Source organism: Cupriavidus oxalaticus (assembly GCF_016894385.1).
Classification (GTDB): Bacteria; Pseudomonadota; Gammaproteobacteria; order Burkholderiales; family Burkholderiaceae; genus Cupriavidus; species Cupriavidus oxalaticus.
The window spans coordinates 3,509,634-3,530,716 of record NZ_CP069812.1 but is presented as its reverse complement, the minus strand read 5'-3'; the positions used below and the strand labels follow the sequence as shown (position 1 = coordinate 3,530,716).

The 21,083-nt window shown below is 67.0% G+C and carries 18 protein-coding genes; 17 read left to right on the top strand and 1 reads right to left on the bottom strand.

The window, feature by feature from the left end:
• The first annotated feature begins 40 nt into the window (after positions 1-40).
• The 4 genes from JTE92_RS28695 to JTE92_RS28680 all read left to right on the top strand — a co-directional run bounded on the left by JTE92_RS28695 (position 41) and on the right by JTE92_RS28680 (position 8,657).
• A complete protein-coding gene (locus JTE92_RS28695; RefSeq protein ID WP_063241249.1) occupies positions 41-1,177 on the top strand; it encodes a deoxyguanosinetriphosphate triphosphohydrolase in 1,137 nt (378 codons plus the stop codon).
• Between the two features lie 84 nt (positions 1,178-1,261).
• The gene (locus JTE92_RS28690; RefSeq protein ID WP_063241248.1) at positions 1,262-1,987 is read left to right on the top strand and encodes a transposase; all 726 of its coding nucleotides are present in this window, start codon (positions 1,262-1,264) and stop codon (positions 1,985-1,987) included.
• Positions 1,988-2,272: 285 nt separating this feature from the next.
• Complete coding sequence (locus JTE92_RS28685; RefSeq protein WP_371136916.1) at positions 2,273-7,078, top strand: glutamate synthase-related protein; 4,806 nt, start codon at positions 2,273-2,275, stop codon at positions 7,076-7,078.
• Positions 7,079-7,193: 115 nt separating this feature from the next.
• Positions 7,194-8,657, top strand: coding sequence for a glutamate synthase subunit beta (locus JTE92_RS28680; RefSeq protein ID WP_063241246.1), 1,464 nt, complete (start codon positions 7,194-7,196; stop codon positions 8,655-8,657).
• Between the two features lie 88 nt (positions 8,658-8,745).
• Here JTE92_RS28680 and JTE92_RS28675 read toward each other — a convergent pair whose 3' ends face one another.
• On the bottom strand, positions 8,746-9,291 hold the full coding sequence (locus JTE92_RS28675; RefSeq protein WP_063241245.1) for a GNAT family N-acetyltransferase: 546 nt from the start codon (positions 9,289-9,291) through the stop codon (positions 8,746-8,748).
• 239 nt (positions 9,292-9,530) lie between these two features.
• Between JTE92_RS28675 and JTE92_RS28670 the strand changes: the two genes are divergently transcribed.
• The 13 genes from JTE92_RS28670 (at position 9,531) to hisD (ending at position 21,073) form a co-directional block, all read left to right on the top strand.
• Entirely contained in the window at positions 9,531-10,619 is a 1,089-nt protein-coding gene (locus JTE92_RS28670; RefSeq protein WP_063241244.1) for a Bug family tripartite tricarboxylate transporter substrate binding protein, read from the top strand.
• 158 nt (positions 10,620-10,777) lie between these two features.
• Positions 10,778-11,596, top strand: a complete 819-nt coding sequence (locus JTE92_RS28665) for an ABC transporter ATP-binding protein (protein WP_063241243.1) — start codon at positions 10,778-10,780, stop codon at positions 11,594-11,596.
• On the top strand, positions 11,593-12,372 hold the full coding sequence (gene mlaE, locus JTE92_RS28660) for a lipid asymmetry maintenance ABC transporter permease subunit MlaE (RefSeq protein ID WP_063241242.1): 780 nt from the start codon (positions 11,593-11,595) through the stop codon (positions 12,370-12,372). The genes JTE92_RS28665 and mlaE overlap by 4 nt, the downstream gene beginning before the upstream one ends.
• A 74-nt stretch (positions 12,373-12,446) precedes the next feature.
• On the top strand, positions 12,447-12,965 hold the full coding sequence (mlaD, locus tag JTE92_RS28655) for an outer membrane lipid asymmetry maintenance protein MlaD (protein WP_063241241.1): 519 nt from the start codon (positions 12,447-12,449) through the stop codon (positions 12,963-12,965).
• Entirely contained in the window at positions 12,962-13,987 is a 1,026-nt protein-coding gene (locus tag JTE92_RS28650) for an MlaA family lipoprotein (RefSeq protein ID WP_063241240.1), read from the top strand. The genes mlaD and JTE92_RS28650 overlap by 4 nt, the downstream gene beginning before the upstream one ends.
• A gap of 224 nt (positions 13,988-14,211) precedes the next feature.
• Positions 14,212-14,841 (top strand): MlaC/ttg2D family ABC transporter substrate-binding protein, encoded by a 630-nt coding sequence (locus JTE92_RS28645; protein ID WP_063241239.1) that lies wholly within the window; start codon positions 14,212-14,214, stop codon positions 14,839-14,841.
• A gap of 153 nt (positions 14,842-14,994) precedes the next feature.
• Entirely contained in the window at positions 14,995-15,312 is a 318-nt protein-coding gene (locus JTE92_RS28640; RefSeq protein WP_063241238.1) for an STAS domain-containing protein, read from the top strand.
• 258 nt (positions 15,313-15,570) lie between these two features.
• Positions 15,571-16,521, top strand: coding sequence for an ABC transporter ATP-binding protein (locus tag JTE92_RS28635; RefSeq protein ID WP_063241237.1), 951 nt, complete (start codon positions 15,571-15,573; stop codon positions 16,519-16,521).
• Positions 16,518-17,339 carry an ABC transporter permease gene (locus JTE92_RS28630; RefSeq protein ID WP_063241236.1) on the top strand — a complete coding sequence of 274 codons (822 nt, stop codon included), beginning with the start codon at positions 16,518-16,520 and terminating at the stop codon, positions 17,337-17,339. The genes JTE92_RS28635 and JTE92_RS28630 overlap by 4 nt, the downstream gene beginning before the upstream one ends.
• A gap of 63 nt (positions 17,340-17,402) precedes the next feature.
• Positions 17,403-17,651, top strand: coding sequence for a BolA family protein (locus JTE92_RS28625; RefSeq protein ID WP_063241235.1), 249 nt, complete (start codon positions 17,403-17,405; stop codon positions 17,649-17,651).
• Between the two features lie 82 nt (positions 17,652-17,733).
• On the top strand, positions 17,734-18,984 hold the full coding sequence (gene murA / locus JTE92_RS28620; RefSeq protein ID WP_063241283.1) for a UDP-N-acetylglucosamine 1-carboxyvinyltransferase: 1,251 nt from the start codon (positions 17,734-17,736) through the stop codon (positions 18,982-18,984).
• 19 nt (positions 18,985-19,003) lie between these two features.
• On the top strand, positions 19,004-19,678 hold the full coding sequence (hisG, locus tag JTE92_RS28615; protein ID WP_063241234.1) for an ATP phosphoribosyltransferase: 675 nt from the start codon (positions 19,004-19,006) through the stop codon (positions 19,676-19,678).
• A 51-nt stretch (positions 19,679-19,729) separates the two neighbouring features.
• A complete protein-coding gene (gene hisD, locus JTE92_RS28610) occupies positions 19,730-21,073 on the top strand; it encodes a histidinol dehydrogenase (protein ID WP_063241233.1) in 1,344 nt (447 codons plus the stop codon).
• Positions 21,074-21,083: the final 10 nt, after the last annotated feature.

Genomic DNA, 21,083 nt, shown 5'->3' with positions numbered 1-21,083 from the left:
GCAACCCAGGCCCCCAAACCTCCAGCCAACGGATTGCCGCATGACCGACTTTGAAAGCCACCTCGCCCCGTACGCCGCCCGCTCCGCGCAGACGCGTGGGCGGGTGCACGCCGAACCCGCTTCGCAGTCGCGCAGCGAATTCCAGCGCGACCGCGACCGGGTCATCCACAGCACCGCGTTCCGGCGGCTCGAGTACAAGACCCAGGTCTTCGTCAACCATGAAGGAGACCTGTTCCGCACCCGGCTCACCCATAGCCTGGAGGTGGCGCAGATCGCCCGCTCGATCGCCCGCAACCTGCGCCTCAACGAAGATCTGGTCGAGGCCATCTCGCTGGCGCACGACCTGGGCCACACGCCCTTCGGCCATGCCGGGCAGGATGCGCTCAACGCCTGCATGAAGAACCATGGCGGCTTCGAGCACAACCTGCAGAGCCTGCTGGTGGTGGACGAGCTGGAGGAGCGCTACGGCGGCTTCAATGGCCTGAACCTGACCTTCGAGACCCGCGAGGGCATCCTGAAGCATTGCTCGCGCGTCAATGCCGCGGCGCTGGGCGAGCTGGGCCGGCGCTTCCTCGAGGGCACGCAGCCGTCGCTGGAAGCGCAGCTGGCCAACCTGGCCGACGAGATCGCTTACAACAACCACGATATCGACGATGGCCTGCGCTCCGGCCTGCTGACGCTGGAGCAGCTGGACGAAGTCCCGATGTGGGCGCGCCATCGCGCCGAGGTGGCCGATGCCTTCCCGGGCGTGAACGGCCGGCGCGCCATCAACGAGACGGTCCGGCGCATGATCAATACGCTGATCGTCGACCTGATCGAGACCACCAGCCGCAATATCGCCGCCGCCAACCCGCGCAATATCGACGCGGTGCGGGCCGCCGGCCCCCTGGTGGGCTTCAGTCCCCAGCTCCATGAGGAAGCGGCGGCGTTGAAGCGCTTCCTGTTCCGGCACCTGTACCGGCATTACCTGGTCATGCGGATGTCGGCCAAGGCCCAGCGCATCGTCGGCGATCTGTTCGGAGCCTTCATGTCCGATCCGCGCCTGCTGCCGCCGCAGTACCAGGCCGGCCACGGCGCCGATCAGCCGCGGCTGATCGCGCACTACATTGCCGGCATGACGGACCGTTACGCGATCCGCGAGCACCGGCGCATCTTCGCGGTCAGCGAGGGCAACTGACGCGCAAGCACGGGCGCCAGCCTTTGCCATAAATTGGGGACGGATCAGGCTATCATGCGGGCATCGACGCTCGCATGACCTGCCATGGCCCGCCTCCCCCGTTTCTCCCCCGCCGGACTTCCTGCCTTGGTGTTGCAGCGCGGCAACAATCGCCAGGACGTCTTCCTGGGCCCGGACGACTACCTGCACTACCTCGACTGCCTGCGCATGGCCGCGCGCGAGCATGACCTGGCGGTCCACGCCTACGCGCTGCGGCCCAATCATGTCCACCTTGTGGCGACCCCCAAGGGGCCAGATTCCCTGAGCCTGACCATGCAGGCGGTCGGACGCCGCTATGCGCGCTATTTCAATCGCGTGGCCAATCGCACCGGCACGCTGTGGGAAGGACGCTTCCGCTCCGCGGTATTCGAACCGGCGCCATGGATGCTGCCGGCCATGCTGTATGTCGAGGGCAATGCGCTGCGCGCGGGGGAGGTGTCGACCCCCGAGGCGGACCGCTGGAGCAGCTACCGCCATCACGCAGGCATCGAGGCGAGCCCGTTTGTGAGCGACCACTCTGCGTATTGGGAGCTGGGCAATACCCCGTTCGAGCGCCAGTCGAACTACCGCATGCTGACCGCCGAGGGGCTTTCCGGCCGCACGCTGCAGACCCTTCGAAGCCACGCCCACAGCGGCTGGCCTCTGGGGGACGAGGCATTCCTGGCGCAACTCGAGCGTGGGGCAACCCGACGTGTCCAGCCGCTTCCGAAGGGACGCCCCAAAAAGGTGCAGACACCATCCCGGCAGGTGACGCCAGCCGCGCAAAAATAATGTGTCCCCATTTAATTTGATCACCGAAACGGTGCGATATTAAATGTGTTCTGACCCCATTTAAAATTTTTGCGAGGCTTTCCCGATTCCCATATAGTTGCTCCACCCACAGTCATTGTGCGGCGCGTCACGCTCGTGTACGCCGCTGCGGCCCGCAGACAGCTTCGTCCCCATTTCCCTTCCCGCCGGTCCACCGGTTTGGGTGGATTTAAAGAAAGCGCGCGGTCCCGTTCCGGTAGTCCAGCAGTTCGCGCAGCCTTCACCGGAATTCAGCCCGTGGACCAAATGAAGAACCTTTCGGCCCAAGCGCAGACCAGCGAGCAAATCAGCGAGTCTTCCTCCGCCCTCGACCTGCACCAACTGCGTCCGCAGGCGCAAGGCATGTACGACCCGGCCAACGAGCACGACGCCTGCGGCGTCGGCATGGTCGCGCACATCAAGGGCAAGAAGTCCCATGAGATCGTCTCCCAGGGCCTGAAGATCCTGGAAAACCTGGACCACCGGGGCGCGGTCGGCGCGGACGCGCTGATGGGCGACGGCGCCGGCATCCTGATCCAGATTCCGGACCAGTTTTACCGCGAGGAAATGGCCGCGCAGGGCGTGAGCCTGCCGCCGGCCGGCGAATACGGCGTCGGCATGATCTTCCTGCCGAAGGAACACGCCTCGCGCCTGGCCTGCGAACAGGAACTGGAGCGCACGGTCCGCCTGGAAGGCCAGGTCGTGCTGGGCTGGCGCGACGTGCCGGTCGACGCCAACATGCCGATGTCCCCCACGGTGCGCAAGACCGAGCCGGTGATCCGCCAGATCTTCATCGGTCGTGGCCGCGACATCATGACCACGGATGCGCTGGAACGTAAGCTCTACGTGATCCGCAAGACCGCCAGCCACGCCATCCAGGCGCTCAAGCTCAAGCACGGCAAGGAATACTTCGTGCCGTCGATGTCGGCCCGCACCGTGGTGTACAAGGGCCTGCTGCTGGCCAACCAGGTCGGCGAGTACTACCTGGACCTGCAGGACCAGCGCGCCGTGTCGGCCCTGGCCCTGGTGCACCAGCGCTTCTCGACCAACACCTTCCCGGCCTGGGAACTGGCCCACCCGTACCGCATGGTCGCCCACAACGGCGAAATCAACACGGTCAAAGGCAACGTCAACTGGATCAACGCGCGTACCGGCGCGATCTCGTCGCCGGTGCTGGGCGACGACCTGCCCAAGCTGTGGCCGCTGATCTACCCGGGTCAGTCCGATACGGCATCGTTCGACAACTGTCTCGAACTGCTGACGATGGCCGGCTACCCGCTCGTCCACGCGATGATGATGATGATCCCGGAAGCCTGGGAACAGCACACGCTGATGGACGACAACCGCCGCGCCTTCTACGAATACCACGCCGCCATGATGGAGCCGTGGGACGGCCCGGCCGCGATCTGCTTCACCGATGGCCGCCAGATTGGCGCCACGCTGGACCGCAACGGCCTGCGCCCGGCACGTTTCTACGTGACCGAGGACGACGTCGTGGTGCTGGCCTCGGAAGCCGGCGTGCTGCCGTTCCCCGAGTCGCGCATCGTCGAAAAGTGGCGCCTGCAGCCGGGCAAGATGTTCCTGATCGACATGGAGCAGGGCCGCATCATCGACGACAAGGAGCTCAAGGACAACCTGGCCAACGCCAAGCCGTACAAGAGCTGGATCGATGCCGTGCGCATCAAGCTGGACGAGATCGACGCCAAGCCGGAAGACGTCGCCGCCGAGAAGAAGCCGGTGGCCAAGCTGCTGGACCGCCAGCAGGCGTTCGGCTACACCCAGGAAGACGTCAAGTTCCTGATGGCGCCGATGGCGCTGGCCGGCGAAGAAGCCACCGGCTCGATGGGCAACGACTCGCCGCTGGCGATCCTGTCGTCCAAGAACAAGACGCTGTACCACTATTTCAAGCAACTGTTCGCCCAGGTCACCAACCCGCCGATCGACCCGATCCGCGAGAACATGGTGATGTCGCTGGTGTCGTTCATCGGCCCGAAGCCGAACCTGCTCGAGCTGAACAACATCAACCCGCCGATGCGCCTCGAAGTGTCCCAGCCGGTGCTGGACTTCAAGGACATCGCCAAGATCCGCAACATCGAGCACTACACCGGCGGCAAGTTCCGTTCGTACGAACTGAACATCTGCTACCCGACCGCCTGGGGCAAGGAAGGCATCGAGGCGCGCCTGGCCTCGCTGTGCGCCGAAGCCGTGGATGCGGTGCGTTCGGGCTACAACATCCTGATCGTGACCGACCGCCCGGTCGATGCCGACCATGTCGCCATCCCCGCGCTGCTGGCCACCTCCGCGATCCACCACCACCTGGTGGAGAAGGGCCTGCGCACGTCCACCGGCCTGGTGGTCGAGACCGGCACCGCGCGTGAAGTGCACCACTTCGCGCTGCTGGCCGGCTACGGCGCCGAAGCCGTGCACCCGTACCTGGCGATGGAAACCCTGGCCGACATGGCCAGCGGCCTGTCGGGCGACCTGTCGCCCGAGAAGGCGGTCAAGAACTTCGTCAAGGCGATCGGCAAGGGCCTGTTCAAGGTGATGTCCAAGATGGGCATCTCCACCTACATGTCGTACACCGGCGCGCAGATCTTCGAAGCCATCGGCCTGTCGCGCGAGCTGGTGCAGAAGTACTTCCACGGCACGCCGTCGAACGTCGAGGGCATCGGCATCTTCGAAGTGGCCGAGGAAGCGCTGCGCCTGCACAAGGACGCCTTCGGCAACAGCCCGGTGCTGGAAAACATGCTGGACGCCGGCGGCGAGTACGCCTTCCGCATCCGCGGCGAAGAGCACATGTGGACCCCGGACTCGATCGCCAAGCTGCAGCACTCGGTGCGCGCCGACGATGGCAAGGGCGCCTACCAGACGTACAAGGAATACGCCAACATCATCAACGACCAGAGCAAGCGCCACATGACGCTGCGCGGCCTGTTCGAGTTCAAGGTCGACCCGGCCAAGGCGATTCCGCTGGAAGAAGTCGAGCCCGCCAAGGAGATCGTGCGGCGCTTTGCGACCGGCGCGATGTCGCTCGGCTCGATCTCGACCGAAGCCCACACCACGCTGGCGCTGGCGATGAACCGCATCGGCGGCAAGTCCAACACCGGCGAAGGCGGCGAGGACGAGAAGCGCTACCGGAACGAGCTGCGCGGCATCCCCATCAAGCAGGGCGATACGCTGAAGAGCGTGCTGGGCGACGGCGTGATCGAGACGGACCTGGAGCTGAAGGACGGCGACTCGCTGCGTTCCAAGATCAAGCAGGTGGCGTCGGGCCGTTTCGGCGTGACCGCCGAGTACCTGGCTTCGGCTGACCAGATCCAGATCAAGATGGCGCAGGGCGCCAAGCCGGGTGAAGGCGGCCAGCTGCCGGGCCACAAGGTCTCGGACTACATCGGCAAGCTGCGTTACTCGGTGCCGGGCGTCGGCCTGATCTCGCCGCCCCCGCACCATGACATCTACTCGATCGAGGATCTGGCACAGCTGATCCACGACCTGAAGAACGTCAACCCGTCGTCGGATATCTCGGTCAAGCTGGTGTCCGAAGTGGGCGTCGGCACGGTGGCCGCGGGCGTGTCGAAGGCCAAGGCCGACCACGTCGTGATCGCCGGCCATGACGGCGGCACCGGCGCTTCGCCGTGGTCGTCGATCAAGCACGCCGGCACGCCGTGGGAGCTGGGCCTGGCCGAGACGCAGCAGACGCTGCTGCTGAACGGTCTGCGCAACCGCATCCGCGTGCAGGCCGACGGCCAGATGAAGACCGGCCGCGACGTCGTCATCGGCGCGCTGCTGGGCGCCGACGAGTTCGGCTTCGCCACGGCACCGCTGGTGGCCGAGGGCTGCATCATGATGCGCAAGTGCCACCTGAACACCTGCCCGGTGGGCGTGGCCACGCAGGATCCGCAGCTGCGCAAGAAGTTCCAGGGCAAGCCGGAACACGTGGTCAACTTCTTCTTCTTCGTTGCGGAAGAGGCCCGCGAGATCATGGCCCAGCTGGGCATCCGCACCTTCGACGAGCTGATCGGCCGCGCCGACCTGCTCGACACCAAGGCCGGCATCGAGCACTGGAAGGCGCGCGGCCTGGACTTCAGCCGCATCTTCCACCAGGTGTCGCTGGGCGCGGACGTGCCGCTGTACCACACCGATGTGCAGGACCACGGCCTGTCGGCCGAAGCCGGCAAGGCGCTGGACCACGTGCTGATCGCCAAGGCGCGTCCGGCGATCGAGAAGGGCGAGCGCGTGTCGTTCATCCAGCCGGTCAAGAACGTCAACCGTACGGTGGGCGCGATGCTGTCCGGCGTGGTCGCCAAGCAATACGGCCACGAAGGCCTGCCCGACGACACCATCCACATCCAGCTGCAAGGCACCGCCGGCCAGTCGTTCGGCGCGTTCCTGGCGCACGGCATCACGCTGGACCTGGTGGGCGACGGCAACGACTACGTTGGCAAGGGCCTGTCGGGCGGCCGCGTGATCGTGCGCGCTCCGCACGAGTTCCGCGGCGATCCGACCCGCAACATCATCGTCGGCAACACCGTGCTGTACGGTGCCATCGCCGGCGAAGCGTTCTTCAACGGCGTGGCCGGCGAGCGCTTCGCGGTGCGCAACTCGGGCGCCGTGGCGGTAGTGGAAGGCACCGGCGACCACGGTTGCGAGTACATGACCGGCGGCACGGTGGTGGTGCTGGGCGGCACCGGCCGCAACTTCGCGGCCGGCATGTCGGGCGGCGTGGCCTACGTCTATGACGAGGACGGCCTGTTCGACAAGCGCTGCAACACCTCGATGGTGGCACTGGAAGCCGTGCTGGCCTCGGCCGACCAGGAGAAGGGCCAGCCCCAGGCTTCGTGGCACAAGGTCGACGGCAAGCGCGTGCTGGATGAAGCCATCCTGCGCAGCCTGATCGAGCAGCATTTCCGCTACACCGGTTCCGAGCGCGCCAAGGCGCTGCTGGCCGACTGGACCACGGCACGCCGCAAGTTCGTCAAGGTCTTCCCGACCGAGTACAAGCGCGCGCTGGGCGAGATGTACGCCAAGGAACAGGCCGCCCGCGACAGCGACCGCGAAGCCATCGCGGCCTGAGCGCAGAACCAAGCAGCGATGGGTCGCGGCAGCCGCCGCGGCCCTGACAAGATACTGACCCCACCGCAGGGCCGGCGACGCCGCCGGTCCCGCGCAGCATGACCAAGGACGCAACATGGGTAAGGCGACTGGCTTTCTCGAATTTCCGCGCCAGAATGAGGGCTACGAACCGGTAGTCAAGCGCGTGAAGCACTACAAGGAATTCGTGTTCGCGCTGTCCGACAGCGAAGCGAAGATCCAGGGTGCGCGCTGCATGGACTGCGGCATCCCGTTCTGCAACAACGGCTGCCCGGTCAACAACATCATCCCCGACTTCAACGACCTGGTGTACCGCCAGGACTGGAAGTCGGCGATCGAGGTGCTGCACCAGACCAACAACTTCCCCGAGTTCACCGGCCGCATCTGCCCGGCACCGTGCGAGGCCGCCTGCACGCTGGGCATCAACGAGCTGCCCGTGGGCATCAAGTCGATCGAGCACGCCATCATCGACAAGGCCTGGGAAGAAGGCTGGGTCAAACCGCAACTGCCGCGCCACAAGACCGGCAAGACCGTCGCCGTGGTCGGCTCCGGCCCCGCCGGCATGGCTGCCGCGCAACAGCTGGCACGCGCCGGCCATGACGTGACCGTGTTCGAGAAGAACGACCGCATCGGCGGCCTGCTGCGCTACGGCATCCCCGACTTCAAGATGGAGAAGTCGCTGATCGACCGCCGCATGGAACAGATGCAGGCCGAAGGCGTGACCTTCCGCGCCGGCGTGATGGTGACCGACGGCGAACTGCCGGCCGGCATCAAGAACTATGCGCGTGAAACCATCTCGGCCCAGGCCCTGATGGACCAGTTCGACGCCGTGGTGCTGGCGGGCGGCTCGGAAGTGCCGCGCGACCTGCCGGTGCCGGGCCGCGACCTGGACGGCATCCACTTCGCGCTGGAAATGCTGATTCCGCAGAACAAGGAAGTGGCTGGCGATGGCGCCAACGACATCCGCGCCGAAGGCAAGAACGTGATCGTGATCGGTGGCGGCGATACGGGCTCCGACTGCGTGGGCACGTCCAACCGCCACGGCGCCACCTCGGTGACCCAGTTCGAACTGCTGCCGCAGCCGCCGGAGGAAGAGAACAAGCCGCTGGTGTGGCCGTACTGGCCGATCAAGCTGCGCACCTCGTCGTCGCACGATGAAGGCTGCGAGCGCGACTGGTCGGTCGCCACCAAGGAATTCATCGGCGAGAACGGCAAGGTCACCGCGCTGAAGGCCTGCCGCGTCGAATGGAAGGATGGCCGCATGCAGGAAGTGGAAGGCAGCGAGTTCATCCTGCCGGCCGACCTGGTGCTGCTGGCGATGGGCTTCACCAACCCGGTGGGCTCGATGCTGGAAGCCTTCGGCGTCGATACCGATGCGCGCAGGAACGCCAAGGCCGCTACCGAAGGCGAGCGCGCCTACCACACCAACGTGCCCAAGGTGTTCGCCGCCGGCGACGTGCGCCGTGGCCAGTCGCTGGTGGTGTGGGCCATCCGCGAAGGCCGGCAGGCCGCGCGTTCGGTCGATGCGTTCCTGATGGGGCATACCGACCTGCCGCGCTGAACCGCAGGTCACTGCCGCAGCAAAAAGCCCGCCTGGCGCAAGCCGGCGGGCTTTTTTCGTTGCGCACACGCTGCGCCGCGGACGGGCCTCAACTGGTCAGCGACCTTTCCATCAGGACCGCGGCGGCACCATAGTCCGCCAGCTTGTCGGCGTGTTGCGACGCGGTCTCCGCCGCCACCGGTGCGTACCCGAGCCTGCGCCACCAGGGCGCCGCCGACTGTACGGCAATCAGCCGCGAATGCTTCAGTCCGGCCGCCACCGCGGCCGCCTGCGCTGCCGCGTACAGGCGTGCCGCCAGCCCGCCGCCGCGCCCGGCCGGCGCCACGGCCATGTCGTGGACAAACCAGGTCAGGGGCGCCGGCGCCTGCTGCCAGCCGTCGTCGAGCACGCCATCGAGCACGCCATCGAGCGGCGGCAGGCTGGTCTCCGGCCAGGCATGGGTGAACAGGTAGGCGGCCAGGGTGCCGGGCCGGTGCGGATCGTCGGCGACCCAGCAGGTGGTGGGGGAGAGCGCCAGCCGGCTGGCCAGCGCGTCGCGGCTTTCCAGCAGCACTTCGGCATAGCAGGCGGCCTGCACGGCCAGCACGGCAGGCAGGTCGGCGGCCGCCATGGGCCGTAGGGGAAACCTCGTCATCGCGCGATTATAGCCGGCGGCGCATGCCGGGCCGCGGTGCGGCAGGCACTGCGGACATGGCGCGTTCGGCAAGGCTGGACAAGGCCTTCAGGGTTCTCCCGGCTATGGTTTACGTGCCTGTGGCCGTCGCGGCAATGTACTTACAATTTTTAAAAAACAACTAACGGAAACCGCCTCGCGAATCCTTTTTCCCCAGAACCAGCTCGCCGTCCCCTCAGGGGATGGGTGGGAGGAAATTGATGACCGAAGTGCGCAATATGCCGCACCTTTGGCGAGGTAAAGTGAAGTTTGCGTCGTGGCCGTCTGCATGGACGGTGCTCGGACGCTGGCTCCCGCCTCTCGTGTGCCTGTATGCCCTGGGCTGTGCCACGGCCGCCCTCGCCGTGCCCGCGACGCCCGCTGTAACCGGGCCACAGCTGGTACGCAGCATGTCGTTCCCGAACCGGCCGATGCGCCTGATCGTGCCGTTCCCGGCCGGCGGCGTGGCCGACGCGGTCGCCCGCCTGCTGGCCGAGCGCCTGTCGGCGCGGCTGGGCGTGCAGATGGAGGTCGACAACCGCCCCGGCGCAGCCGGCACCACTGCCGGCGATGTCGTCGCCAAGGCCAGCTCGGACGGCCATACGCTGCTGTTCCACCAGGCCAATATGCTGATCCAGCCTGGGCTGGAGCCGGTGCCATACGACGTCGTGCGCGATTTCACGCCGGTGGCGCGGGTCGCCACCACGCCGCTGTTCCTGGTGATCGACGCCCGGCTGCCGATGCGTACGCCGGAGCAATGGATGACCGCGGTGAAATCCAACCCGGGCTCCTACAGCTACGGCTACGGCCAGCCGGGCAGCCCGTCCCACCTGTACGCCGAGTACGCCGTGCGTGGCATCCGCAACGGCGTGCCGCTGGTCACCGCCAAGGGCGAGGCCGCGGTGGTCCAGGAGATGCTCGCCGGCCGCATCAGTGCCTGCTTCTGTTCGTTTGCCGCGGTGCAGAGCCAGGTCCGCAGCGGCGGGCTGCGGCTGATCGGCGTGACCGGCATGGCCCGCTCGCCGCTGGCGCCGCTGGTGCCGACGCTGCAGGAGTCGGGGCTGGAGGGATACGCGGCGTCGGCCTGGTTTGGCGTGATGGCACCCGCCAAGACGCCGCGGGCGATCGTTTCGCGGTTGGCAGTCGAACTCGATACGGTGATGGCCGAGCGCGAGGTGCGCTCCCGGCTGCAGGCGGCCGGATTGACGACGCTGCGCGATTCGCCGGAGGCCTTCGCCACGGCCATCCGCTCGGAATCGTTCCAATGGCAGGTGATCCTGCGGGACGTCAGCCACGTGCAGGAACCCTGAAGCGAAAATTTTCGCTCACGGAAACAGGCTCGGACGGAAACAGGCTCGGACGTTTTCCTATTGCATCAGTCGGGCAGCGATGTGGCGCGCGAAACACGGGTGCCAGCAGGGCTAGGTAGTACACCTTATAATGCGCCCCTGTCCCGACCGGTGCCAACGTGACCGACCCTGCTCAAAACCTCGTCGAACTGAATGCGGTGGATTTCGCTTATGCGGCCCACGGCAAGCCCATCCTGTCCGGCCTCACCATGCAATTCCCGCGTGGCAAGGTGATCGCGGTCATGGGCGGTTCGGGGTGCGGCAAGACCACGGTGCTGCGGCTGATCGGGGGCCAGGTGCGCCCCCAGGCGGGCACGGTGCGCTTCGATGGCACCGATATCCACCAGCTCGATACCCGCGGCCTGTATGCGGTGCGGCGCCAGATGGGCATGCTGTTCCAGTTCGGCGCGCTGTTTACCGATTTGTCGGTCTTCGACAATGTGGCCTTCCCGCTGTGCGAGCATACCGACCTGCCGGATTCGATGATCCGCGACCTAGTGCTGATGAAGCTGAACGCGGTCGGCCTGCGCGGTGCGCGCGACCTGATGCCGTCGCAGATCTCGGGCGGCATGGCGCGGCGCGTGGCGCTGGCGCGCGCGATCTCGCTCGATCCCGCGCTGCTGATGTATGACGAGCCCTTCGCCGGCCTCGACCCGATCTCGCTCGGCCTGACCGCCCGCCTGATCCGCAGCCTGAACGACGCGCTCGGCGCGACCACGATCATCGTCTCGCATGACGTGCACGAGACCTTCCAGATCGCCGACTACGTGTATTTCATTGCCGACGGGCGCATCGCCGCGCAGGGCGAGCCCGCGGCATTGCGCGCCTCCACCGACCCGTTCGTGCATCAGTTCGTCCACGCCGAGGCCGACGGACCGGTGCCGTTCCACTACCCGGGACCGTCGCTGGCCGAGGACTTTGCCGGAGGTGCGCGATGATCGGTTTCTTTACCACCATCGGCGCGGTCGTACGCCGCAACGTGACGGGCCTGGGCCATGCCACCCGCATGTTCCTGACCGTGCTGGGCCTGTCGCCGGCGTTGCTGCGCCGCTTCCGGCTGGTGACCGACCAGGTTTTCTTTGTCGGCAACCTGTCGCTGGTGATCATCGCCGTGTCGGGCCTGTTCGTCGGCTTTGTACTCGGCCTGCAGGGCTACTACACGCTGAACCGCTACGGCTCCGAGCAGGCGCTGGGCCTGCTGGTGGCCCTGTCGCTGGTGCGTGAACTGGGACCGGTGGTGACCGCGCTGCTGTTTGCGGGGCGCGCCGGCACCTCGCTGACTGCCGAGATCGGCCTGATGAAGGCGGGCGAGCAACTGACCGCGATGGAAATGATGGCGGTGAATCCGCTGCAGCGCGTGGTCGCGCCGCGTTTCTGGGCGGGCGTGATTGCCATGCCAGTGCTGGCGGCGATCTTCAGCGCGGTGGGCATCCTGGGCGGCTACGTGGTCGGCGTGCAGCTGATCGGCGTCGACGCCGGCGCTTTCTGGTCGCAGATGCAGGGCGGCGTCGACGTGCGCGCCGACGTGCTCAATGGCGTGATCAAGAGCTTCATTTTTGGCATTGCCGTGACGTTCATTGCCCTGTACCAGGGCTTCGAGGCCAAGCCGACGCCCGAGGGCGTCTCGCGTGCGACCACCCGCACCGTGGTGATCGCGTCGCTGGCGGTGCTGGGGCTGGATTTCCTGCTGACCGCGCTGATGTTCAGCAACTGAGGCTGGCCCAAGGGCGCGGGCGATATTGAAAAAAGACAGCGACAAGACACTACGGGGTTGAAGAAGAGAATCCGATGAAAAAGATCACACTCGATTTCTGGGTGGGGCTGTTTGTTGCGGCGGGGTTTGTGGCCCTGCTGTTCCTGGCCCTCAAGGCGGGCAACATGAGCGCCTTCACCTTCCAGGACACCTACAGCGTGCAGGCCCGCTTCGACAATATCGGCGGGCTCAAGCCGCGCGCGCCGGTCAAGAGCGCCGGCGTGGTGGTCGGCCGCGTTGCCGCGATCCGCTTCGACGACAAGACCTACCAGGCCACTGTCGAAATGAGCCTGGAGACGCGCTACCAGTTTCCCAAGGACACCTCGGCCAAGATCCTGACCTCGGGCCTGCTGGGCGAGCAGTACATCGGCCTGGAAGCCGGCGGCGACACCGCCATGCTGGCCGATGGCGCCCGTATCACCATGACGCAGTCCGCCGTGGTGCTGGAAAACCTGATCGGCCAGTTCCTGTACAACAAGGCGGCGGATGCCGGTGCCAGCGGCTCGCCCGCGGCCGGCGCCAGCGCGCCGGCGCTGGGTGGGGATGCCAAATGAGCGTTGTTCCCCCCCTCAAGCCGGGCCGCGCCGTGCGCCGCCCGGTGGCTGGCCTGATGGCCGCGGCCGCCGCCGCGGTGCTGCTCGCCGGCTGTGCCACCGGCCCCACGGCCAACCCGAAGGATCCGCTGGAGCCCTTTAACCGCGAAGTCTCGAAGATCAACGAAGACTTCGACAAGGGCATCCTGCGCCCGGTGGCAGAACTCTATGCAGACTACATGCCGACGCCGGTGCAGCGCGCGGTGGAGAACTTCTTCTCCAATGTCAGCGATGTCTATTCGGCGGTGAACAACCTGCTGCAGGGCAAGCCCACGCGCGCCGCCGAGGATTCGATGCGGGTCGCGATGAACTCGGTGCTGGGCCTCGGCGGCCTGATCGACATCGCCACGCCGGCCGGCCTGCCCAAGTACAAGGAAGACTTCGGCCAGACGCTGGGTGTGTGGGGCGTGCCGCCGGGCCCGTACCTGGTGCTGCCGCTGTTCGGGCCGAGCTCGGTGCGCGACACCGGCGGCATGCTGGTGGACCGCCAGTTCGACCCGTCGGCCTACCTCTACCCGGTATCGCTGCGCAATTCGCTTGTCGGCGTACGCATCGTCGCGGGCCGTGCGCAGCTGCTGGGCGCGAGCAACCTGCTGGAGCAGGCGGCGCTGGACAAGTACTCGTTCCTGCGCGACTCCTATCTGCAGCGGCGCCAGTACCTGGTTTACGACGGTAATCCGCCGGAAGCCGACGGCGATGCGGACAGCGATGGCGCCGTACCCGCAGTACCCGCAGTACCGGCTGCCCCGGCGGACGCCGAGGGCGAGAAGCCTGCCGGCGCCACCACCGCCACGCCTGCGGCGCCGGCGCCCGGCACACAACCGGCGGATGCCTCCGCACCCGCGGCCACGCCGCCGGCCGATGCCTCCGCGCCTGCCGCCACGCCGCCCAAGGGTGACATCCAGCCGGAAAGCCAGACCCTGCCGGTGCCGCCGGTGGAGCCGATGCAGCGTATCGTCCCGGGTGTGATCCGGATTCGCTGACCGCCTTCCTGGTCTTTGTGGCGCCCGTCCCGACGGGCTGCCCTCAGGCTGTGAATGCCCTGTCAGGGCTGAAACAATTTGTTTGGAAGTGGCGGGAAAGACGCTGGTCCGTGCAACCCGCGGGCCGTGCTTATGTTCCAATCACCGCAAGGCCGCTGCCGGCAGGCGGTATCCGGCCGGTGGCCCCCGCCGGCAAACGTATTTGAGAAAGAAGGAAAAATCCCATGATTAAGCGACTGTTGGTCCCCTTCCTTACGGTAGTTGCCTTCGCTGGCGCTGCCCACGCACAGGCGCCGGCCCAGGACGCTGCGACGCCGGACGGCCTGGTCAAGGCCGTGGTCAGCGACGTGATGACGACCGTCAAGGCCGACAAGGACATGCAGGCTGGCAATATCGCCAAGATCACCGCGCTGGTCGAACAGAAGATCATCCCCAACGCCAACTTCCAGAAGACCACGCAGATCGCGATGGGCCGCAACTGGTCCAAGGCGACGCCCGAGCAGCAGCAGCAGATCACCGAGGAGTTCAAGACCCTGCTGATCCGCACCTACGCCGGCGCCATCGCCCAGATCCGCGACCAGGCCGTGCAGTACCGCCCGTACCGCGGCACGCCTGAGGACACCGATGCGACCATCCGCACCCAGGTCATCAACAAGGGCGAGCCGATCCAGATGGACTACCGCCTGGAGAAGACCGCGAATGGCTGGAAGGTCTACGACATCAACGTGCTGGGCGCGTGGCTGACCGAGGCCTACAAGGGCAGCTTCAACACCATCGTCGGCCAGCAGGGCGTCGAGGGCGTGATCAAGACGCTGCAAGACCGCAACCGCCAGCTGGCCAACGCCAAGAGCTAAGCCGCGGCGAGCGCGCGCCGCTGCAATGCAGCACGGCGCGCCGATCTTGCACTACAATGGCCGTTCGCGGCACTGGCTCCCGCCTCAGCGCGGGAGCTTTTGTTTGCGCCGCACTGCCATCCATCCATACCGATTACGCCTCCTGACGCCACCATGCTTTCGCTGGGCACCTCGCTGACCAACCAGAACGCCACCGCCGTGCTGCGCGACGGGCTGGCGCGCGTGGCGCAGGGCGGGGTGCAGGGGAAGGTGCAGGTCGACTGCACCGGCCTGGCTCAGGTGGATTCCTCCGCGGTTGCCGTGCTGCTGGCGTGGCATCGTGCCGCAGCCGCGCGCAACCTGGTGCTGTCGCTGCGCGGGGTGCCGGCGCAACTGTCGCAACTGGCCAACCTGTACGGCGTCGACGGCCTGCTGGGCCTGGCTGACGGCGCCGAGCCGCTTTCCCGCCCGGGCCACCACCACCGACATTGATCCGGCATCGCCGGGCGCAGCGAATGCGTCCGAACGCGATGCCCCGGCGACAGCCTGGTGCGGTCGCCGCGCCCTGCGGGTGGATCCGGCGGGGGTCAAGCGGGACCCACCCCGCATCCCCTATAATTCCGGGTTGTTCGCCCTTCCCCCGCCTGATTCCGGTGCATGCCAGGCCGGCCCAGGATATCCGGGCACGCAGTTGTTCCCCTTTTCAGGCGGCCGGCCCAAAAAAGCCGGACACGCCACAAACAATCGGCCATGAAAGCCATTGAAATCCACGACGTTCGCAAGCGCTACCGCAACCTGCAGGCGCTCAAGGGCGTCAGCTTCACCGTTGAACGCGGCGAATTCTTCGGCCTGCTCGGGCCGAACGGCGCCGGCAAGACCACGCTGATCTCGATCCTCGCCGGCCTGAACCGCGCCGACTCCGGCCGCGTCCGTGTGCTGGGCCACGATGTCGTCTCCGACTACCGGATGGCGCGGCGTATGCTTGGCGTGGTGCCGCAGGAGCTGGTGTTCGACCCGTTCTTCACGGTGCGCGAGACGCTGCGGCTGCAGTCCGGCTATTTCGGCCTGACCCGCAACGACGACTGGATCGACGAGATCATGGCCAACCTGGACCTGACCAGCAAGGCCGATTCCAACATGCGCCAGTTGTCCGGCGGGATGAAGCGCCGCGTGCTGGTGGCGCAGGCGCTGGTGCACCGCCCGCCGGTGATCGTGCTGGACGAGCCCACCGCCGGCGTCGACGTCGAGCTGCGCCAGACGCTGTGGAAGTTCATCTCGCGCCTGAACCGGGAAGGCCACACCATCATCCTGACCACGCACTACCTGGAAGAGGCCGAGGCGCTGTGCGACCGCATCGCCATGCTCAAGTTCGGCGAAGTGGTGGCGCTGGACCGCACCAGCAACCTGCTGACGCAGTTCGCCGGGCTGCAGCTTGTGCTGACTTTCGCGCAGGGCACCCTGCCGCCGGCGCTGGAGCCGTTGCGCATGCCGGCCAACCCGGGCGAGCGCGCGGTGCGGCTGCGGCTGTCGGGCTATCAGGCGGTGGAGCCGATCCTGGCCGCCTGCCGCGAAGCGGGCTGTGACATCGAAGACATGGAAATCAACAAGGCCGACCTCGAAGACGTGTTTGTCCAGATCATGCGCCGCGAGGGCCACATGCCGGGCGCGCTGCCCGACCCCGCCATGGAGGCCGCGGCATGAAGCAGCCTGGCGAAATCGAACTGGTGGAAGACGCCCGCCTGGGCCCGATGGCGGTTGGCGGCCTGGTCGGCTTCCGGACCCTGCTGTACAAGGAAGTGCTGCGCTTCTGGAAGGTCAGCTTCCAGACCGTGGCCGCACCGGTGCTGACCGCGGTGCTGTACCTGCTGATCTTCGGCCACGTGCTGGAAGACCGCGTCAAGGTCTACGACCAGATCAGCTATACCGCCTTCCTGGTGCCCGGCCTGGTGATGATGAGCGTGCTGCAGAACGCCTTCGCCAACAGCTCGTCGTCGCTGATCCAGTCCAAGATTACCGGCAACCTGGTGTTTGTGCTGCTGCCGCCGCTGTCGCACTGGGAGATGTTCGGCGCCTATGTGCTGGCCTCGGTGATCCGGGGGCTGAGCGTGGGCCTGGGCGTGCTGCTGGTGACGGCGTGGTTTGCCAACCTGCATTTCGCCAACATCGGCTGGATCGTGGTGTTCGCGCTGCTGGGCGCGGGCATTCTCGGCACGCTCGGCCTCATTGCCGGCATCTGGGCCGAGAAGTTCGACCAGCTCGCCGCGTTCCAGAACTTCCTGATCATGCCGGCCACCTTCCTGTCCGGCGTGTTCTATTCGATCCATTCGCTGCCGGCCTTCTGGCAGGCGGTGTCCCATGCCAATCCGTTCTTCTACATGATCGACGGCTTCCGCTATGGCTTCTTCGGCGTCTCGGACGTGTCGCCGCTGTTCAGCCTGGCGGTGGTGGGATCGGCCTTCGTGGTGCTGGCGGCGCTGGCGCTGCGGCTGCTGAAGTCCGGCTACAAGCTGCGCCACTGAGTGCGCCACTGAGCGCGGCCGCACCGACACCGCACAATTACTGAATACGCTGAAGAGAACGCCATGCTGCCTACACCGGAACAAGTCAGGGAATACATTGCCCAAGGATTGCCCTGCGAACATCTGCAAGTCGAGGGCGACGGCCAGCACTTCTTTGCCACCATCGTCAGCACCGAGTTCGAAGGCAAGCGGCTGATCCAGCGCCACCAGCGTGTCTATGCCGCGCTGGGCGACCGCATGCGCGCCGAGATCCACGCGCTGTCGATGAAGACGCTGACGCCCGCCGAGTGGCAGGCAGGCGAGGGCAAGTAAGCCGGCCGTGCCGCACCGCGCCCCGCAGGCGCGGTCCGAGGACAATGACGCCGGGCGCAGGCCCGGCCAGAACCGACACAACATGGACAAATTCCAGATCCAGGGCAACGGTCCGCTACGGGGCGAAGTCCGCGTTTCGGGCGCCAAGAATGCCGCGCTGCCGATCCTGTGCGCGGGCTTGCTCACGGCCGATACCGTCTCGCTGGATAACGTGCCCAACCTGCAGGACGTGCGCACCACGCTCAAGCTGCTGCGCCTGATGGGCATGCGCGCCGAGCAGGATGGCGCCACGGTCGCGCTCCACGGCGCCGACGTCAACTCGCTCGAGGCGCCGTACGAGCTGGTCAAGACCATGCGCGCGTCGATCCTGGTGCTGGGGCCGCTGGTGGCGCGCTTCGGCGAGGCCAGGGTTTCGCTGCCCGGTGGCTGCGGCATCGGCGCGCGGCCGGTCGACCAGCACATCAAGGGCCTGCAGGCGATGGGCGCCGAGATCAGCATCGAGCACGGCTTTATCCATGCCCGCGCCCGGCGCCTGAAGGGCGCGCGCGTGGTCACCGACATGATCACCGTGACCGGCACCGAGAACCTGCTGATGGCCGCCACGCTGGCCGAGGGCGAGACCGTGCTGGAAAACGCCGCGCGCGAGCCCGAAGTCAGCGACCTGGCCCACCTGCTGGTCAAGATGGGCGCGAAGATCGACGGCATCGGCACCGACCGGCTGGTGGTGCAGGGCGTCGACAAGCTGCACGGCGCCCGCCACAGCGTGATCGCCGACCGCATCGAGGCCGGCACCTTCCTGTGCGCCGCGGCCGCGACGCTGGGCGAACTGGTGCTGCGCGAGGTGCGCCCGGACCTGCTCGACACCGTGCTCGACAAGCTGCGCGAAGCCGGCGCCCGCATCGAGACCGGCGCCGACTGGATCCGCCTGGCGATGCCGCGCCGCGCCAGGGCGGTGAGCTTCCGCACCTCGGAATACCCCGCCTTCCCGACCGACATGCAGGCCCAGTTCATGGCGCTGAATGCCGTGGCGGAAGGCACTGCGCGCGTGACCGAGACCATTTTCGAGAACCGGTTCATGCACGTGCAGGAACTGAACCGCCTCGGGGCCGACATCGTCGTCGAAGGCAACACCGCGGTGGTCAACGGCGTGCCGCGCCTGTCCGGCGCCAGCGTGATGGCGACCGACCTGCGCGCCTCCGCCAGCCTGGTCATCGCCGGCCTGGTCGCCGAGGGCGACACCGTGATCGACCGTATCTATCACCTGGACCGCGGCTACGACCGCATGGAAGACAAGCTGTCTGCAGTGGGCGCCAAGATCCGCCGCATTGCCTGAGCACGAGGACTGACGCACGATGAGCCCCACTTTCAACGCTTCGCCCAACCAGCTGACGCTGGCGCTGTCCAAGGGCCGCATCTTTACCGAAACGCTGCCGCTGCTCGAAGCCGCCGGCATCCGGGTGACCGAGGATCCCGAGACCTCGCGCAAGCTGATCCTGCCGACCTCGGACCCCGCCGTGCGCGTGGTGATCGTGCGCGCCTCGGACGTGCCGACCTACGTGCAGTACGGCGCCGCCGATTTCGGCGTGGCCGGCAAGGATGTGCTGATGGAGCACGGCATGGCCGGCCTGTACGCGCCGATCGACCTCAACATCGCCCGCTGCCGCATGTCGGTGGCGGTGCCGGCCGGGTTTGACTACGCCAGCGCGGTGCGCCAGGGCGCGCGCCTGGCGGTGGCCACCAAGTACGTGCAGACCGCGCGCGAGCATTTTGCGAAAAAGGGCGTTCACGTCGACCTGATCAAGCTGTACGGTTCGATGGAGCTGGGCCCGCTGGTGGGCCTGTCCGATGCCATCGTCGACCTGGTCAGCACCGGCAGCACGCTGCGCGCCAACAACCTTGTAGAAGTGGAAGAGATCGTGCAAATTTCGTCGCGGCTGGTGGTGAACCAGGCCGCGCTCAAACTCAAGCGCGAGCGGCTGGCGCCGATCCTCGACGCTTTCGAACGGGCTTCGGCGGCGCTGGTGTAAGGCCACATCGGGCCACACCAGGCCGGTGCCGACTGAGAAGGAAAAGAAGTCATGAACGCAACCGCATCCGAAATGGAAAACCTGCCGATCCGCCGGCTTGATTCCAGCGAGCCGGGCTTTGCCGAGGCGCTGCGCCAGGTGCTGGCCTTCGAGGCCGGCGAGGACGAGGCCATCGACCGCGCCGCGGCGCAGATCCTGGCCGACGTGAAGGCGCGCGGCGACGCCGCGGTGCTGGAATGCACGAAACGCTTCGACCGCATGGAAGCGCCGTCGATCGCGGCGCTGGAACTGTCGCAGGCCGAGCTCGAGGCCGCGCTCGAAGACCTCGAGCCCAAGCGCCGCGCCGCGCTGGAAGCCGCCGCCGCGCGCGTGCGCGCCTATCACGAGAAGCAGAAGATCGAGTGCGGCAGCCACAGCTGGGAGTACACCGAGGCCGACGGCACCATGCTGGGCCAGAAGGTGACGCCGCTGGACCGCGTCGGCATCTACGTGCCGGGCGGCAAGGCTGCCTATCCGTCGTCGGTGCTGATGAACGCGATCCCGGCGCGCGTGGCCGGCGTGAAGGAAATCATCATGGTCGTGCCCACGCCCGGCGGCGTGCGCAACGAACTGGTGCTGGCCGCCGCGCAGATCGCCGGCGTGGACCGCGTCTTCACCATCGGCGGTGCGCAGGCCGTGGGCGCGCTGGCCTACGGCACCGCGACGCTGCCGCAGGTCGACAAGATCGTCGGCCCGGGCAATGCCTACGTGGCCGCCGCCAAGCGCCGCGTGTTCGGCACCGTCGGCATCGACATGATCGCCGGGCCGTCCGAGATCCTGGTGATCTGCGACGGCACCACCGACCCCGACTGGGTGGCGATGGACCTGTTTTCGCAGGCCGAGCACGACGAACTGGCGCAATCGATCCTGCTGTGCCCCGACGCCGAGTACATTGCCCGCGTCGAGGCCAGCATCCAGCGCCAGCTGCCGACCATGCCGCGCCGCGACGTGATCGCCGCGTCGATTGCCGGCCGTGGCGCGCTGGTCAAGGTGCGCGACATGGAAGAAGCCTGCGAGATTGCCAATGCGATCGCGCCGGAGCACCTGGAGATCTCTGCCGAAAACCCGCGCCAGTGGAGCGAAAAGATCCGCCACGCCGGAGCCATCTTCCTCGGCCGCTATACCAGCGAGTCGCTGGGCGACTACTGCGCCGGCCCCAACCACGTGCTGCCGACCTCGCGCACGGCGCGCTTCTCCTCGCCGCTGGGCGTCTATGACTTCCTGAAGCGCTCGAGCGTGATCGAGGTGAGCGAGGGCGGGGCGCAGATGCTCGGCCAGATCGCCGCCGAGCTGGCCTATGGCGAAGGCCTGCAGGCCCACGCGCGCAGCGCGGAATACCGTTTCAAGCGCAGTTGATTTACTGAAC

Excerpts from the sequence above, each read along its gene's own strand:
- JTE92_RS28695 (WP_063241249.1), top strand. The coding sequence starts at position 41 with ATGACCGACTTTGAAAGCCACCTCGCCCCGTACGCCGCCCGCTCCGCG.
- JTE92_RS28690 (WP_063241248.1), top strand. The coding sequence starts at position 1,262 with ATGGCCCGCCTCCCCCGTTTCTCCCCCGCCGGACTTCCTGCCTTGGTG.
- JTE92_RS28685 (WP_371136916.1), top strand. The coding sequence starts at position 2,273 with ATGAAGAACCTTTCGGCCCAAGCGCAGACCAGCGAGCAAATCAGCGAG.
- JTE92_RS28680 (WP_063241246.1), top strand. The coding sequence starts at position 7,194 with ATGGGTAAGGCGACTGGCTTTCTCGAATTTCCGCGCCAGAATGAGGGC.
- JTE92_RS28675 (WP_063241245.1), bottom strand. The coding sequence starts at position 9,291 with ATGACGAGGTTTCCCCTACGGCCCATGGCGGCCGCCGACCTGCCTGCC.
- JTE92_RS28670 (WP_063241244.1), top strand. The coding sequence starts at position 9,531 with ATGACCGAAGTGCGCAATATGCCGCACCTTTGGCGAGGTAAAGTGAAG.
- mlaE (WP_063241242.1), top strand. The coding sequence starts at position 11,593 with ATGATCGGTTTCTTTACCACCATCGGCGCGGTCGTACGCCGCAACGTG.
- mlaD (WP_063241241.1), top strand. The coding sequence starts at position 12,447 with ATGAAAAAGATCACACTCGATTTCTGGGTGGGGCTGTTTGTTGCGGCG.
- JTE92_RS28650 (WP_063241240.1), top strand. The coding sequence starts at position 12,962 with ATGAGCGTTGTTCCCCCCCTCAAGCCGGGCCGCGCCGTGCGCCGCCCG.
- JTE92_RS28645 (WP_063241239.1), top strand. The coding sequence starts at position 14,212 with ATGATTAAGCGACTGTTGGTCCCCTTCCTTACGGTAGTTGCCTTCGCT.
- JTE92_RS28640 (WP_063241238.1), top strand. The coding sequence starts at position 14,995 with ATGCTTTCGCTGGGCACCTCGCTGACCAACCAGAACGCCACCGCCGTG.
- JTE92_RS28635 (WP_063241237.1), top strand. The coding sequence starts at position 15,571 with ATGAAAGCCATTGAAATCCACGACGTTCGCAAGCGCTACCGCAACCTG.
- JTE92_RS28630 (WP_063241236.1), top strand. The coding sequence starts at position 16,518 with ATGAAGCAGCCTGGCGAAATCGAACTGGTGGAAGACGCCCGCCTGGGC.
- JTE92_RS28625 (WP_063241235.1), top strand. The coding sequence starts at position 17,403 with ATGCTGCCTACACCGGAACAAGTCAGGGAATACATTGCCCAAGGATTG.
- murA (WP_063241283.1), top strand. The coding sequence starts at position 17,734 with ATGGACAAATTCCAGATCCAGGGCAACGGTCCGCTACGGGGCGAAGTC.
- hisG (WP_063241234.1), top strand. The coding sequence starts at position 19,004 with ATGAGCCCCACTTTCAACGCTTCGCCCAACCAGCTGACGCTGGCGCTG.
- hisD (WP_063241233.1), top strand. The coding sequence starts at position 19,730 with ATGAACGCAACCGCATCCGAAATGGAAAACCTGCCGATCCGCCGGCTT.